Origin of the sequence: Rhizobium sp. 32-5/1 (genome assembly GCF_029537235.1) — a bacterium.
Taxonomy (GTDB): domain Bacteria; phylum Pseudomonadota; class Alphaproteobacteria; order Rhizobiales; family Rhizobiaceae; genus Pararhizobium.
The window spans coordinates 2,124,823-2,139,519 of the sequence record NZ_CP120638.1 but is presented as its reverse complement, the minus strand read 5'-3'; the positions used below and the strand labels follow the sequence as shown (position 1 = coordinate 2,139,519).

The window sequence follows — 14,697 nt, the reverse complement described above, 5'->3', positions numbered from 1 at the left end:
GGCGGCAAAACGGAAAGGGTTGGGCTTGACCGACTGGAAATCCAAGGGGCGTACGAAAGCGTTTTCAGCAAAATGCCGGAGCGGTTTTGCAAAGGCACCGGCACCGCTACAGAGAGATCGTCAGAAAATCTTGGCGGGTAGTCACTAATGGGTGCCTATATCCTTCGCCGACTGCTGCTTATGATTCCGACGATTGTCGGCATCATGGCGATCTCATTTGCCGTCATCCAATTCGCACCGGGCGGCCCTGTCGAGCAGGTGATAGCCGACCTGACCGGCCAGAACCAGGGCAGCGACCGGCTTTCGGGCGGTGGTGGCGATCTGGCGGGTGGCGCATTCAATGACGAAACCTCCTCGAAATATCGTGGTGCGCAAGGGCTTGATCCCGATTTCATCGCCAAACTGGAGAAGCAGTTTGGCTTCGACAAACCGCCGCTCGAGCGCTTTGGCCAGATGATGTGGGACTACATCCGCTTCGATTTCGGCGAGAGCTTCTTCCGCAACACCTCGGTCATCGACCTGATCCTGGACAAGATGCCGGTTTCGATCTCGCTCGGCCTCTGGATCCTGCTGTTCTCCTACGTGATCTCCATTCCGCTCGGCATCAAGAAGGCGATTTCGGACGGGTCGAGTTTCGACGTCTGGACCTCCGGCATCATCATCGTCGGCTATGCAGTGCCGGGCTTTCTGTTCGGTATTCTTTTGATCGTCCTGTTTGCCGGGGGATCGTTCCTTGATTGGTTCCCGCTGCGCGGAATCGTCTCGGACAATTTCGCCCAGCTTAGCTGGTGGCAGAAGATTCTTGATTATTTCTGGCACATGACGCTGCCGCTGCTCACGCTCCTGCTGTCAGCTTTCGCCACGACGACGCTGCTCACGAAAAATTCCTTCATCGACGAGATCAAGAAGCAATATGTCACGACCGCGCGCGCCAAGGGTCTGAACGAGCGGCAGGTGCTCTATGGCCATGTCTTCCGCAATGCCATGCTCATCATCATCGCCAGCTTTCCGAGCGCCTTCATCTCGGCCTTCTTCACCGGTTCGCTGCTGATTGAATATATCTTCTCGCTCGATGGCCTCGGGCGTCTTGGTTATGATGCCGTCGTCAAGCGCGATTACCCCATCGTCTTTGCGACACTCTACATCTTCTCGCTGATGGGTCTGCTCGTCGGCCTGCTGTCGGACCTGATCTACACCTGGGTCGACCCGCGCATCGATTTCGAGCGGAGGGAGGTCTGATGGCTGAGTTTGCTACGACCACGCCGATCGCCGCGCCGAAAAAGGACTGCTGTCGCCGGTCAACAAGCGCCGCTGGCAGAATTTCAAGGCCAACCGCCGCGGCTATTGGTCGTTCTGGATCTTCATGGTTCTGTTCGGGCTCAGCCTCTGTGCCGAGTTCATCGCCAATGACCGGCCGCTTATCGCCTCCTACAAGGGCGAAATCCTCGTGCCGGTGGTGTTCGATTATCCCGAGGAAAAGTTCGGCGGATTTCTGGCAGAGACGGATTATCGTTCGGATTTCATCCGCGACGAGATCCATGCCAATGGCTGGATGATCTGGCCGGCGATCCGCTATTCCTATCAGACAGCCAATTCCAACATTCCGCATTCCGCCCCAACCGCGCCTTTCTGGCTGATGGACGAGACGCAGCGTTGCTCGGCTTATCCGCTTGGAAAGGACGATCCCGGCTGCACGCTCGGCAATCTCAACTGGCTCGGTACAGACGACCAGGCCCGCGACGTCATGGCGCGCATGATCTATGGTTTCCGCATCTCGATCCTGTTCGGGTTGGCGCTCACCATCGCGTCCGCCGTCGTCGGCGTCTCCGCCGGCGCTATGCAGGGCTATTTCGGCGGCTGGACCGACCTTCTGCTGCAGCGCTTCATCGAAATCTGGTCGTCGATGCCGGTGCTCTACATCCTGCTGATCATCGCTGCCATCCTGCCGCCCGGCTTCTTCGTGCTGCTCGGCATCATGCTGCTGTTCTCCTGGGTGGGCTTCGTCGGCATCGTTCGGGCGGAGTTTTTGCGGGCGAGAAACTTCGAATATGTCCGCGCCGCCCGCGCGCTTGGCGTCGGAAACGCAACAATCATGTGGCGGCATCTGCTGCCCAACGCGATGGTCGCGACGCTGACTTTCCTGCCCTTCATCCTCTCCGGCTCGATCACCACCCTGACCTCGCTCGACTTTCTCGGCTTCGGCATGCCCCTGGCTCGCCCTCGCTCGGCGAACTGATCAGCCAGGGCAAGTCGAACCTGCAGGCGCCGTGGCTTGGATTAACAGCATTCGTCGTCATGTCGGTCATGCTGTCGCTGCTGATCTTCGTCGGCGAAGCCGCCCGCGATGCGTTCGATCCGAGAAAGACGTTCCGGTGATCCAGACAATGACAGACCCCATTCTCTCCGTCCGCGATCTCTCTGTCGCCTTCCATCAGGGCGGCAATACATCGCTGGCTGTCGATCGTATTTCCTTCGATATCAAGCGCGGCGAGGTCGTGGCGCTGGTTGGCGAATCCGGATCGGGGAAATCGGTTTCGGCCAATTCGATCCTGAAGCTTCTGCCCTATCCGGCGGCAAGTCATCCGAGCGGGGAAATCCTGTTCAATGGCAAGGATATGATGACGGCATCGGATGCGGAACTGCGCCAGGTGCGCGGCAACGACATCACGATGATCTTCCAGGAGCCGATGACCTCGCTCAATCCGCTGCATTCGATCGAGCGACAGATCGCCGAGATCGTCGAGCTGCACCAGGGCATCAAAGGGCAAGCAGCGCGTCCCCGCGTTCTCGAACTGCTGCACCAGGTCGGTATCCGCGAGCCGGAAAAGCGGCTTGCCGCCTATCCGCACGAACTGTCCGGCGGCCAGAGGCAGCGCGTGATGATTGCCATGGCGCTTGCCAACCGGCCGGAACTGCTGATCGCCGACGAGCCGACGACGGCGCTTGATGTCACCGTTCAGGCGCAGATCCTTGAACTCCTGAAGAAGCTCAAGGATGAGCATGGCATGTCCATGCTGTTCATCACCCATGATCTCGGCATCGTGCGCAAGATCGCCGATCGCGTCTGCGTCATGACCAAGGGCAAGATCGTCGAGACGGGGCCGACGGCGGACATCTTCGCCAATCCGCAGCACGCCTATACCCGCCATCTCCTGGCCTCCGAGCCGAAGGGGTCGCCACCAATCTCCGATACGTCGAAGCCGGTGGTCATGCAGGCCAGCGATATGAAAGTCTGGTTTCCGATCAAGGCCGGCTTCCTGCGCAAGGTGGTGGATCACGTCAAGGCGGTGGATGGCATCGACCTCACGCTGCGCGCCGGCCAGACGCTGGGCGTGGTCGGTGAATCAGGTTCGGGCAAGACGACGCTCGGCCTCGCGCTGACCCGGCTGATTTCCTCCAAAGGCAAGATCAGCTTCCTCGGTAGCGATATCGATAGCTATTCATTCAAGCAGATGCGTCCCTTGCGCAGCCGTATGCAGGTCGTGTTCCAGGATCCCTATGGTTCTCTCAGCCCGCGCATGGTGGTGGCTGATATCGTTGCCGAAGGGCTGAAAGTGCACGAGCCTTCACTGTCGGAGAAGGAACGCGACGCCCGCGTTGCCGCGGCAATCGAGGAAGTCGGTCTCGACCCGGCGACCCGTTGGCGCTATCCGCATGAATTTTCCGGTGGCCAGCGTCAGCGTATCGCGATCGCGCGTGCCATGGTGCTGAAACCGCAATTCGTCATGCTCGACGAGCCGACCTCGGCGCTCGACATGAGTGTGCAGGCGCAGGTGGTCGATCTGCTTCGCGACCTGCAGGCCAAACATGCGCTTGCCTACCTCTTCATCAGCCATGACCTGAAGGTCGTGCGCGCGCTCGCCAATGACATGATCGTCATGCGTCAGGGCAAAGTGGTGGAGCAGGGGCCGTCGGAGCGCATCTTCACGGCTCCCCAGGAAGAATACACAAAAGCCCTGATGGCCGCAGCCTTCGACATGAAGGCCGTCAACGTGCCCGCCGTAAACCAGTAAAGTCCAAGACCATGCCTGAAAAAGCCCCGTCATCATTGACCTGAAATTCATTCCCCGCGAGGTCGAGGATGGCCTGAAAGGCGCATTTCCCGGTCGCGAGGTCATCAATTTGGCAGACCCGGTCCACAAAGGCCGCGATCTCTCGGGCATCGATTATGCTGTCGTGTGGAAATCCGCAGCCGATCTCTTCACCCGCGCGCCGGATCTGAAAGTCGTCTTTTCCGGCGGCGCCGGTGTCGATCATGTGCTGACCCTGTCCCATCTTCCCGACGTGCCGCTGGTCCGCTTCGTCGATCGCAGCCTGACGACGCGGATGAGCGAATGGGTCGTCCTGCAATGCCTTTTGCATCTGCGTCAGCACAGGACCTACGAGGCGCAGGCGAGAGCGCATGTCTGGGAAGATCTCAGCCAGCCGGAAGCAGCGGATGTCACGGTCGGGGTTATGGGGCTCGGCGTGCTCGGGCAGGATGCCATCCGCAAGCTGCAGGTAATAGGCTTCCGCACCATCGGCTGGTCGCGCTCTGTGAAAAGCATTGAGGGGATTGAAACCTTCGACGGCCCGCAACTGGACGTTTTCCTGTCGAAGACGGACTTCCTCGTTGGTCTCCTGCCTCTAACGGCCGACACCAGGGGCATCTTTAACGCGTCGCTGTTTTCGAAGCTGAGCCGCAGGGGGCCGCTCGGTGCGCCTGTCTTCATCAATGGCGGTCGCGGCGGCAGCCAGATCGGGGCAGATATTCTTACAGCACTCCAGGATGGAACGCTCGGCGGCGCCTCGCTGGATGTCTTTGAAGAAGAGCCGCTTCCGGTCGACAGTCCGTTCTGGAACATGGACAACGTCTATGTCACGCCGCATGTCGCCGCCTCGTCCGATGTCAGGGCCCTGTTTGCCCATGTCGAGCAGCAGATAGAGCGGTTCGAAAGCGGCTTGCCGCTACAGCATCTTGTCGATCGCAAAGCCGGCTATTGATTGATCCGGTTCAAGGCCGGCGGTAGCCGGTCGGCTGGTCGTAGAGCCAGCCGATTCTATCGATGGCCTCGTCCAGCCCCTCATGCGAGACGGACATCGTATGGCCGTTGGCATGCAGCAGGGTCTTTTCATCTTCCATGATCGCCACATGGCCTTTCCAGAAGACGAGATCGCCGCGGCGCAGCTCGTCCCGGCCGATGGCGGTACCGAGGCTCTTTGCCTGCATGTCGGTATCGCGCGGTGCCGCCCTGCCGGTCATCATCATCGACAGTTGCACGAGGCCGGAGCAATCGATGCCGAAGCCGGACCGGCCGCCCCAGAGATAGGGGGTTTCGAGAAAACGGGCAGCGATGCTCACATAGTCGGCGGCAAGCGGCCATGAAGCCTCGGCACAATGATTGGCGATCACCGCCTCGCCGCTTTCGAGCAGGAAATAGCGTGTGCCGCGCGTATCGCGCTGGTCCACCACGGTGATGCGATTGCCCATGGACAGCGCCTGTACTGTCGGAAAGCGCAGGTCTGGTCCGGAATAGACGAAGGTGCGGGGTGCGGTGATGATATGGGTGAGGCTGCGGACAATCGGCGTCACAGCATAATCCGGCACATAGCCGACATAGCCGTCAAAATCGGCCTTGACCCAGGCCCAGCCACCATCGGTGTCGAGCACGCGCACCGTCTCGCCGAGCAGCAATTCGGTATCCGTGCCGCATTCGAGCTCCGGGCGGGCGCGCATCTGCACCACGGGAACGCAGATGACGGACGTGGTGCCGGTGACGAAGTTTGTGGCCTCCACCACGCCGCGAAGGCGTTCCTCGGCGAGGTCGGAACGATAGGCATTCAGCCGGCGGTCGGGAAGGTCAGACATGTTTCCTCAGATAGGCAGCTTGCGTCCCTGATCAATGATCAGATCGCCAAGTTTTTCAAGATAGAGCGCACCATCGACCGTGCGCCGGATAATGACATTGCGCTTGTCACGCTCATCGCGAACCCTGGTCACCAGCCCCAGGTCGCCCATCGTATCGAGCGCGCGGGTAATGACAGGTTTCGTCACGCCGAGGATGCCGGCCAGTCCGCGCACCGTATGTGGCGGCGGAACGAGATAGATCTGCAAAAGGATCGAGATCTGCCGCAGCGTCAGGTCGCGCTTGTCCACCCGCACCTGTTCCAGCGATACGGCATGCCAGAGGCCAAGGGCCTGGGAGGGAGACAGTTCGACCGGCACGGAGCACTCCTGACGCAGTGATGCTACAAGACTAGCCTTCGATCGTTACGTAAGCGTTTCGATTTTTCTAAAAATTCAGATCCGCCGAAGCGCTTGCCTTACTCGCTCCAGATGTGCGCTGCGTTGCTTATCACTGACGCGATCCATATCGTGCAGCGTCAACATTCGAAAGTCGACGTTTTTCGCGCAGAAGGCGGCAATTCCGCGTTTCAGAAGGCGACGGACCGGATTGCCCATGTAGAGATGAACCACCCACCAGGGCGACCCCGTCGTGGTCAGCGCCCAGAACAGCTTGATATTGGTCAGCTTCGGTATGATACGGCCGCCGGCACGGTCATGGTCGAAGGCGACGCCGGGCGCGAGGATGCGATCGAAGAAGCCTTTCAGGATGGCGGGGAAATTGAACCACCATTGCGGAAAGACGAGGAGCAGCCCGTCGGCGGCACGAACACGCGCGACGATGTCGGAAACGCCTGAGACATCGTAGGGCACGTCGAAATAACCGCGCCGTTCTGTTTCGGTTAGACGCGGATCGAAATTCTCCCGGTAAAGGTCGAGGAGATCGACGCTGTGGCCGTTCTCTTCCAGTGTTTCCTTGGCGGTGCGCGCGACGCTGGCTGCGAAACTGTCGGACAGCGGATGGGCAAGAACCAACAGAATACGCATCAGAACAGGCTGCCCTGTTTCGGCGGCGTGGCCGGTGCCGGTTTTTCCACCCGCTTCCGTAGCTGTGCCGTCTGCGGTGGCGCGGAACCGCTGTCGCCGGTTACAGCGCTGACGGAGCCATCGGAGAATTCGAGCGAGATCGCCATGCCCTGGCTCAGAGCGGCTGCTTCCCTCACAGGCATGCCGGCGTCATCGCGAACCAGTGCATAACCGCGTTTGAGGACATTGCGGTAGGAGAGCGACTGGAGGATCCGGTCGTGCGCCATGACGGCGCTGCGCCGGCGACTGGTATCGGACATGATCGCTTTGTCGGCGCGCGCGGCAAGACCGGAGAGCCGATCCTGCGCGCGGTGAATCTGACCGGAAAGACGCGCGGGCAAAGCGCGCAGCGACGCATCCGCGGTTGAGATGCGGCTCCTGTTCCGCTGCAGCAGGCGCTCGATAATGCGTTCCGCCCGGATCATCCGGTCTTGCAATCGCTGCCGCCGGTCGTTCAACCGGCTCGACAGCATGTCCGGCCGCAGATGGAGCGCCGTGCGCTCGAACTGTCGGCGCTTGTTGGCGGTGTTCATGGTCAGGCCACGCCCAAGGCCGATCGATGCCTCATCGAAGCGGCGGCGCGGCAGAGCGAGCAACTGGTCAAGCGAGGAAGCGCCCGCGCCAGTGCCCGCAGGTCCTGGCGCCGCCCGTCCATTCGCCGGGTCATCGCCGCTTTCAGCCGCGCCGCAAGCGCGGAGATGGAGGCTTGGAGATCGGCCTTCACGGGCACGGCCATCTCGGCGGCGCCGGTCGGCGTCGGTGCCCGCTGGTCGCTCGCATGGTCGATCAGCGTCCAGTCGGTCTCGTGGCCGACGGCGGAGATCAGCGGAATATCGGACGCCGCTGCGGCGCGAACAACCGCCTCGTCGTTAAAACTCCAGAGGTCTTCGAGGCTGCCACCGCCGCGTGCTACGATCAGGACGTCCGGCCGCGCGATCAGGCCACCGGGCTCGAGCGCGTTGAAACCCTCAATGGCCGCCGTCACTTCGGCACCCGAGCCTTCGCCCTGCACGCGCACCGGCCAGATGATGACATGCACGGGAAAGCGGTCGGCGATCCGGTGCAGGATATCGCGGATGACGGCCCCGGTGGGCGAGGTGATGACGCCGATGACTTTCGGCATGTAGGGCAGCAATTGCTTGCGTGCAGCATCGAACAGGCCCTCTGCCGCCAGCTTGCGCTTGCGCTCCTCGATCAGCGCCATCAGCGCGCCGGCACCAGCGGGCTCCAGTGTTTCGATGACCATCTGGTATTTGGAGGAACCGGGGAAGGTGGTGACCTTGCCGGTGGCGATCACCTCCATGCCTTCTTCGGGCCGGAATTTCAGCCGCCCCATCGTGCCTTTCCAGATCACGGCGTCGATGCGCGCCTTGTCGTCCTTCAGCGCAAAATAGGCATGACCCGAGGAATGCGGACCGCGATAACCCGAGATTTCGCCGCGCACGCGCACCTGGTCGAAGGCCTGCTCGACTGTCCGCTTGATTGAGCCGGACAGTTCGGAAACCGAATATTCGGTAAGATTGCTGGGCGAATCTGTTTCGAAGAAGGAGCTCATATCCGCACTTTGCCGCTTTCATCTGCCGATTGAAAGCCTCTGGCACCGCCCCTCAACAGGCCTTTCTTCATCCCCAAGGTACGCGCACGGGCGTATCCTGGGGAGGAAGGGGAGGAAGAAGGACTTCCGCGGCCTGCCCCGTTCTCAAATCGTCTTCGCTCACAAGTTTGGCAAAGAAGGACGAGGTTCGGTCAGACCGCTTCCCAACCGTCCTTCTCGCTGGCGCGATAGATGGCGTCGATGAGTTTCTGGTTTGCGGCGGAACTCTCCAGCGCCACGATTTCTTCCGCCTCGCCAAGTGCTGCCTTAGAAAAAGCCTCGACTTCGAGCCGGTACTGGCGGGAATCCTGAAAGCGGAAAATCTGCGATTGTGCGTGGTTCTGGTTGGTTAGTTCCAATTCTTCCGCGCCGTAGCGATCGGCATTGAAGGGGGACTTCACCTCGATGAAGCCCTTGTCGCCATGGAACACCATGACCTGGCGGGCGGCAAGCTGTGTCGAGATATAGAAGCTAAGTTCGAAATCGCCGAAATCCGCCCGCACGCTCGAATAGATGTCGGTGCCGAATTCGGGATCGCGATCGGTGTTCGCCTGGACGCGGACAGGTTCCTTGCCGGTCACGAAACGCGTCGAGATGGTGGGGTAGACGCCGATATCCGGCAGTCCGCCGCCGCCGAGTTCCGGAACATTGCGCATATTTGCGGGATCGCGGTTGAAATAGGTGAAGGCGCCCTGCACATGCCGCAACCGGCCGATCGCACCTTCGGCCAGAAGTGACCGCACCTTGCGCCAGACGGGGCTGTAGGTGACCATGTAGGCTTCCGAGACCAGCACCTTGTTGCGGTCGCGGGCTTCGATCAAGGCGTCGATTTCCGACGCTTTAAGTGCGATCGGCTTTTCGCAGAGCACATGCTTGCCGGCATCCGCCGCCTTGATCGTCCATTCCACATGCTGGGACGTTGGCAGCGGGATGTAGACGGCGTCGATCAGGTCTGAGGCCAGCATTTCCTCATAGGAACCGAAGGCGTGCGGAACTGAGAAACGGTCGGCCATGGCGCGGGCTTTTGTAATGTCACGGCTGGCGATGGCCGTAACGACGCAGTTCTCCGCATCCTGGATTGCAGGCACGACGAGTTCGCGGCCGATCTTGGCCGTCGATAGAATACCGAAACGCAACATGATTGTTCTCCTCACAGAAACTGCGCGCACCCTACTGCATAATTCCCGAAACCGGAATCGGTTTGAACTAAAAATTATTGAGCAGATTGAAAGCCTTACGATACCGCCTACAACAGAGGCAAGGTAAAACCGAAAAATCGAGGTACGTACCCGAAACTGGGCTTGCCGGAAAAGAATATTGCTGTAGCGGTATGAAAGCCTGTCCTGCTGGCTTATGTCAGGGTCCGAGCAGGGCCATTCCTATCTTTCATCAAGGAGAGACATCCGATGGAAAAGCGCAAACTGGGCCGCACCGGCCTTTCGATCGCACCGCTGGTATTCGGCGGCAACGTCTTTGGTTGGACCGCCGATGAAAAAATCTCGTTCGATCTGCTCGACGCGTTTTTCGATGCCGGCTTCAACATGATCGACACGGCCGACGTTTATTCATCTTGGGCCCCCGGCAACAGCGGCGGTGAATCCGAAACGATCGTAGGAAAATGGCTCAAACGTTCCGGCCGGTCCCGCGACGATGTCGTGATCGTCACCAAGGTCGGTTCCGACATGGGGTCGGGCAAGAAGGGACTGTCGGAAAAATGGATCATGCAGGCCGTCGAGGATTCGCTGCGCCGGCTGCAGATCGACACCATCGATCTCTATCTCTCCCATTGGCCCGATCCCGAGACCCCTTACGAGGAAACGCTTGGCGCCTATGACAGGCTGCGCTCCCAGGGGAAAGTGCGCTCCATTGGCTGCTCCAACCTTGATGCCGCCCAGTTGCGGGCAGCACTTGATGCTGCTCGCATTGCCGGCCTGCCGCGCTACGATGTGCTGCAGCCGGAATACAATCTCTATGATCGCAGCGGTTTCGACGGTCCCCTGCGCAACCTCTGCATAGCCGAGGATATCGATGTCATCACCTATTACAGCCTCGCTTCGGGCTTTCTGACAGGCAAGTATCGCTCGCACAAGGATCTAGGTGCGTCGGTGCGCGGTGAGGATATCGGCAAATATCTGGATGGGCGCGGCATGCGTATTCTCGGTGCGCTTGACGACGTTGCCGCCGATCTAACGGCCAAGCCGGCAGAGGTGGCACTGGCCTGGGTCATGGCCCGCAAGGGGTGACGGCGCCGATTGCCAGCGCAACCAACCTTGGCCAATTGCAGAGCCTGGTGAAGTCCGCGAACCTGACGCTTACGGACGAGCAGATGATCCTGCTCAATGAAGCCAGTGACTAGAATAGCTGCCAAGTCTCGCGCAATAGGGCACGAGATGTTTTACCTGCCTGAAATAGAGAGATTGTGCATGACTGTTGAGATCCGCGATGCCCGGCCGAGCGATGAGGCCGATTGGCGCCGCCTTTGGGCCGCCTATGTCGAATTCTACGGAGTCGATGTCGGCGAGGAGGTAACGGCCGCGACCTGGGCGAAGGTGATGAACCCTGCGGCGCCGCTGTTCATGCGGGTTGCAACCGAGGGTGAGACCGTCATCGGTTTTGCCAATTGCCTCGTCCATGATGCGACCTGGGTCAAGGATCCCGTCTGCTATCTGGAAGACCTGTTCCTTGATGCGGCAGCCCGCGGGAAAGGCATCGGCCGAGCGCTCCTGGATGATCTGGTTTCGCTGGCCAAGGCAAAAGGCTGGGCACGTCTCTACTGGCATACGGACGAGGGCAACAGCACCGCGCGCCGGCTTTACGATCACTATACCAAGCCCGATGGGCATGTCCGCTACCGGATGAGTTTCTGACAATCGGCCAGATCCGGATAAACTGGATAGAATTCCGCATGGCTTCCGGCATGGTTAGCCATGCCGGGCTTGGTCAGCAGGCCCCTCGGTTCGATATAGCTGCGGATCTCGCGCTTCGGCCGTTCGTGCCACTGGATGTTGAAGGCGAAGAGCTTGGGAAAGAAACACAGCGACGCGTAGGGCAGATGGTCGTGGATCCACCAGGCGAGCGACTGCCAGCCACCGACTGTGTGACGCCGGTCCCAGACCCAGGGCACGACGATAGAGGCCGTGGCACCCATGCAGCCGTCGGCATCGCGCATGTCCCAGATATGATCGGCAGCGCTCGCTGCATTGGTCGAGCAATTGAGCTTGTTGATATTGCCGAAGGCATTCACCTGCCGCGACCGGTAGCTGGAGCGGATGTGCAGCCGCCCGAAGGTCGCTTCCAGCGGTTCGAGCAGTTCTTCGCACAGCCGCGTTCCGGCTTCGATGGCAAGCGCCGGATCGTCAGGCACATTGCTCATGCCATGAATGCTGGCGATCTCCGATTGGAGGAAATCACGCAGGAAGAAATTCTGCGAGAGCCGCACCCGGCCCAGATCCTCCAGCCCGCGCATCGACTGCGGCTTTCTCATCGGCAACCCTCCCCGAAAAGAAACAATGTAGCGGTGAAAGAGCGACCCGCCACCCGATCCCTGCCTGAAGTCAATCCGAATGGCGGAAGAAATCGATGAAGGCCCTGAGCGCCGGGCGCATCTGGCGGCGGCTGGGGTAATAGAGATATGGCCCGGGATAGGGTTCGCACCAGTCCTCCAGAACGCGCACGAGGCGGCCGTCTTCGAGCTCTTGCGCAACCCTGATCTCGAACACATAGGCAATGCCGGCGCCCGCCAGGGCCGCTACAATGGTCGGGCGATCGGCATCGAGGATCAGCGGACCGGGAACCGGGACGAAGACTTTTTCACCGGCTTTCTCAAAATCCCAGACATAGAAGGTGCCATTCGAAAAGCGTCGCTGGATGCAGCGATGATGCAGGAGATCACGCGGGTGGGCCGGCTTTTCCCTTGCGTCGAAATATGAGGGCGCCGCGACGACGGCGCCGCGCAGCAGCGGTCCGATCCGCACCGCGATCATGTCCGCCTCCAGGCTTTCCTCAAGCCTTATGCCGGCGTCGAAGCCGGCGGCAACGATGTCGGTAAAACCATCCTCGTGCGAGAGTTCCAGCGTGATGTCGGGATAGCGGCCCAGAAATTCGCCCAAGCGCGGCGCAAGCAGCATATCGGTCACGAAACGCGGCGCCGTTATGCGCAAATTCCCCGCTGGCCGGCTGCGGGTTTCCGTCACGGCCTCCAGCGCCGCATCAATCTCCGTCAGGGCCGGCCCCAGCCGTTCGAGCAGCAACCGGCCTTCTTCGGTCGGCGCGACGCTGCGGGTCGTGCGTGACAGCAGACGCACGCCGATGCGCTCCTCCAGCCGCGAGACCGCGTGGCTGACCGCAGACGGCGCGATGCCTAATTCCTTCGCCGCCCCACGAAAACTCCTATGGGCGGCAACGGCGGAAAAGACGGCAAGCTGGGCGAGATGAGAACGGTCCATTGTTCTATATGATAGATCAACCTGTTGAGATTTGCATCCATTATCAAACGATGAAGCGGGCGCTAGATTTCAACCTGCCGGACACGGCGCCTGAAAAGGCAAGCACTACCGGCCTGCACGATTTCCTGAAAGGACTAACCCATGAAAAAACGAAACCTCGGATCAGAGCTCAGCGTATCCGCCATCGGCCTCGGCTGCATGGGCATGAGCCACGCCTATGGCGGCGCGGAGGAAGCGGATTCGATCAAGGCGCTGCACAGGGCCGTCGAGATCGGCATCAGCTTTTTCGATACCGCTGAGGTCTATGGTCCCTTCACCAACGAAATCCTCGTCGGCAAGGCGCTTGGCCCCTATCGCGACAAGGTGACGATCGCCACCAAATTCGGCTTCCGCGTCTCGACCACCGACAGCCTTGTCAAGCAACTGACCGGTGTCGACAGCAGCCCGAAGAATGTGAAGGCCGTTGCCGAAGCGTCGCTGAAACGGCTCGGCATCGACGTCATCGACCTCTACTACCAGCATCGTGTCGATCCCGACGTGCCGATCGAGGAGACCGTCGGCGCGATGGCCGATCTGGTGCGGGAGGGCAAGGTCCGCGCGCTCGGTCTGTCGGAAGCCAGTGCTGCAACGATCCGAAGGGCGCATGCGGTGCACCCGATCGCAGCCGTCCAGAGCGAATATTCCCTCTGGACACGCGAGCCCGAGGAGAACGTGCTCGACACCTGCCGTGAACTCGGCATCGGCTTCGTGCCCTTCAGCCCGCTCGGGCGCGGCATGCTGACCGGCAAGCTCACGCTGGATGATCTCGGTGCCGACGACATGCGCCGCGGCCTGCCGCGCTTCCAGGGCGAGAATTTTGATGCCAATGCGGCACTGGTCGCCAAGCTCGGCGAGATCGCCAGCCAGAAAGGCGTGACGGCCGCGCAACTGGCGCTGGCCTGGGTGCTGGCCCAGGGCGATTTCATCGTGCCGATCCCCGGCGCCCGCAAGATCCGCAACATCGAGGAGAATGCGGCTGCTGCCGACATCGTCCTGTCGCCGGAGGAGCTTGCGACGCTCGGTGCGATCATCACCCCGGAAGCAGCGGCAGGAGCACGCTACACCGAGGCGATGCAGGCCATGACCAATCGGTAAAGTAGTCGCAAACCACACTCCGCCCTTTGGCGGCTCTCCTCCTCCGTCATCCCTGACATGTTCCGGGATCCAGCGCGCCGCGTCTGCGGCGCAAGGGCCCGTTTCAGCGTGTTGAATTGTCTCGCACCGCGCCGACGCGCGGTGGCTGGATGCCTGTGACATCCCTCGGGTCAAGCCCGAGGACAGGCATGACGGAGGATGGAGATGGGCCGTGTGAAACAAAATCCCACCCGTCCCATTCGCTTTCTTTCAAAGAACACGCTGAAGCGTCCGCACCGGAAAGCCGGCACGGTTCAATCTTTCAGTTGGAGAGCACACGCAGATGCGGGGCCTCGGTAAGGTTTAGTATATGGCTCCGCATCTGCGTGGCCTTCGGCGTTTTTCAGGGCTTCCGGCCCCTTGAGATGCCTGTGCTGCCTCGCTGCACAGGAGAACCTGCTTGCATGGCGGACCCAAACCGGGCTTTTGGAAGCCCGGGGAGACATATGAGGAGGAAACCCACCCCCAGCAGACACCACCCCGGCACAAGCCGCACGTTACGGCTCCGCGCACGAGGCGCCGGCTCCCACCTGCCCGCGACCGTCTCGCGAAACACTCCGGCGGTGGAAACAGGG

Annotated in this window: 11 protein-coding genes and 3 pseudogenes; 7 read left to right on the top strand and 7 right to left on the bottom strand. The window is 60.7% G+C overall.

All coding sequences use genetic code 11. The features are described 5' to 3' along the window. Window positions 1–147 precede the first annotated feature (147 nt). From P6U16_RS11045 to P6U16_RS11030, 4 genes and pseudogenes are all read left to right on the top strand, one after another. Window positions 148–1,239 carry a microcin C ABC transporter permease YejB gene (locus tag P6U16_RS11045; RefSeq protein ID WP_277700651.1) on the top strand — a complete coding sequence of 364 codons (1,092 nt, stop codon included), beginning with the start codon at window positions 148–150 and terminating at the stop codon, window positions 1,237–1,239. 46 nt (window positions 1,240–1,285) lie between these two features. Then, window positions 1,286–2,376: pseudogene (locus P6U16_RS11040) on the top strand (ABC transporter permease). A gap of 8 nt (window positions 2,377–2,384) precedes the next feature. Continuing rightward, window positions 2,385–4,013 (top strand): ABC transporter ATP-binding protein, encoded by a 1,629-nt coding sequence (locus P6U16_RS11035; RefSeq protein ID WP_277700650.1) that lies wholly within the window; start codon window positions 2,385–2,387, stop codon window positions 4,011–4,013. 31 nt (window positions 4,014–4,044) lie between these two features. Beyond that, on the top strand, window positions 4,045–4,983 hold the full coding sequence (locus tag P6U16_RS11030; protein ID WP_277703820.1) for a glyoxylate/hydroxypyruvate reductase A: 939 nt from the start codon (window positions 4,045–4,047) through the stop codon (window positions 4,981–4,983). A gap of 10 nt (window positions 4,984–4,993) precedes the next feature. Here P6U16_RS11030 and P6U16_RS11025 read toward each other — a convergent pair whose 3' ends face one another. The 5 genes and pseudogenes from P6U16_RS11025 to P6U16_RS11005 form a co-directional block, all read right to left on the bottom strand. Then, the gene (locus tag P6U16_RS11025) at window positions 4,994–5,848 is read right to left on the bottom strand and encodes an NlpC/P60 family protein (RefSeq protein ID WP_277703760.1); all 855 of its coding nucleotides are present in this window, start codon (window positions 5,846–5,848) and stop codon (window positions 4,994–4,996) included. 6 nt (window positions 5,849–5,854) lie between these two features. Beyond that, on the bottom strand, window positions 5,855–6,205 hold the full coding sequence (locus P6U16_RS11020) for a MarR family transcriptional regulator (protein ID WP_277703759.1): 351 nt from the start codon (window positions 6,203–6,205) through the stop codon (window positions 5,855–5,857). 75 nt (window positions 6,206–6,280) lie between these two features. After that, on the bottom strand, window positions 6,281–6,871 hold the full coding sequence (locus P6U16_RS11015; RefSeq protein WP_277703758.1) for an NAD(P)H-dependent oxidoreductase: 591 nt from the start codon (window positions 6,869–6,871) through the stop codon (window positions 6,281–6,283). Beyond that, window positions 6,871–8,465, bottom strand: a pseudogene (gene xseA, locus P6U16_RS11010) (exodeoxyribonuclease VII large subunit). Before xseA ends, P6U16_RS11015 begins: the two are co-directional and overlap by 1 nt. Before the next feature lie 191 nt (window positions 8,466–8,656). Beyond that, on the bottom strand, window positions 8,657–9,643 hold the full coding sequence (locus P6U16_RS11005) for a Gfo/Idh/MocA family oxidoreductase (RefSeq protein WP_277703757.1): 987 nt from the start codon (window positions 9,641–9,643) through the stop codon (window positions 8,657–8,659). Between the two features lie 267 nt (window positions 9,644–9,910). Between P6U16_RS11005 and P6U16_RS11000 the strand changes: the two are divergent. Together P6U16_RS11000 and P6U16_RS10995 are read left to right on the top strand one after the other, a co-directional pair. Next, window positions 9,911–10,860: pseudogene (locus tag P6U16_RS11000) on the top strand (aldo/keto reductase). 67 nt (window positions 10,861–10,927) lie between these two features. After that, on the top strand, window positions 10,928–11,371 hold the full coding sequence (locus P6U16_RS10995; protein ID WP_277703756.1) for a GNAT family N-acetyltransferase: 444 nt from the start codon (window positions 10,928–10,930) through the stop codon (window positions 11,369–11,371). Here the strand turns inward: P6U16_RS10995 and P6U16_RS10990 are convergent. Continuing rightward, on the bottom strand, window positions 11,353–11,988 hold the full coding sequence (locus P6U16_RS10990; RefSeq protein WP_277703755.1) for a hypothetical protein: 636 nt from the start codon (window positions 11,986–11,988) through the stop codon (window positions 11,353–11,355). The genes P6U16_RS10995 and P6U16_RS10990 overlap by 19 nt on opposite strands. 70 nt (window positions 11,989–12,058) lie before the next feature. Then, on the bottom strand, window positions 12,059–12,949 hold the full coding sequence (locus tag P6U16_RS10985) for a LysR family transcriptional regulator (RefSeq protein WP_277703754.1): 891 nt from the start codon (window positions 12,947–12,949) through the stop codon (window positions 12,059–12,061). A gap of 141 nt (window positions 12,950–13,090) precedes the next feature. Here P6U16_RS10985 and P6U16_RS10980 point away from each other — a divergent pair, with 141 nt between their 5' ends. Beyond that, window positions 13,091–14,083, top strand: coding sequence for an aldo/keto reductase (locus P6U16_RS10980; protein ID WP_277703753.1), 993 nt, complete (start codon window positions 13,091–13,093; stop codon window positions 14,081–14,083). The last annotated feature ends 614 nt before the right edge of the window (window positions 14,084–14,697 follow it).